Consider the following 574-nt stretch of genomic DNA (forward strand, 5'->3'; position numbering starts at 1 on the left):
AACGGGCTATTTAAGCGCTTCTTGACACTTCGTTGTGGAATGACAGCGCCAGGCTGACATATGGGTAGGTTTTCCTCTTTAAAAGTATAACACCATCCCCCCGCCCTCGACACTGCTTTATCTTTATAGCGAAACCCTGCTTGAACCATACAAGCATGAATTGTTGCCCAACCATTATTGCTTACCTCTTTATTTTCTGGATCGACATCATAAGGTGTTGGCATTCCACATTCTAACAATGCTTTTTTTACCTCAAGCTTATCTGCACCAGACTTCTCCCACATGTATATGTATCCTGGAGGAGGCGCGAAAAACCCCTCACATCCAGCAAGTATACTTAACAAAATCATTGCACTTAATAGTTTAAACAGTGTGTTCATTTTTTCCTCCATAAATAACCTAAATAATCTAAAATTGCATAAGGTGAATAAATTGCTATAGTATGAGGTGTTCCATAATTATTCCTACAATCAGGACTCGCATTACCATAGCAATTATGGGTACTAGGGTAAGAGCCCAATAGTGCTCCCCCTACCTCTCTCATTGGAATTGCTGGTGGAAATAATACATAGGG

Annotated in this window: 1 protein-coding gene and 1 pseudogene; both read right to left on the reverse strand. The window is 40.4% G+C overall.

What is annotated here, in order from left to right; all coding sequences use genetic code 11:
- A partial coding sequence (locus MCO_RS01390) for a hypothetical protein (protein ID WP_007552131.1) occupies positions 1-380 on the reverse strand: 380 nt, incomplete at its 3' end.
- Positions 377-574, reverse strand: a pseudogene (locus MCO_RS10975) (hypothetical protein); the annotation flags it as partial. The pseudogene MCO_RS10975 and the gene MCO_RS01390, both read right to left, overlap by 4 nt.

The sequence above is a fragment of the Bartonella sp. DB5-6 genome (genome assembly GCF_000278115.1).
GTDB lineage: Bacteria > Pseudomonadota > Alphaproteobacteria > Rhizobiales > Rhizobiaceae > Bartonella > Bartonella refiksaydamii.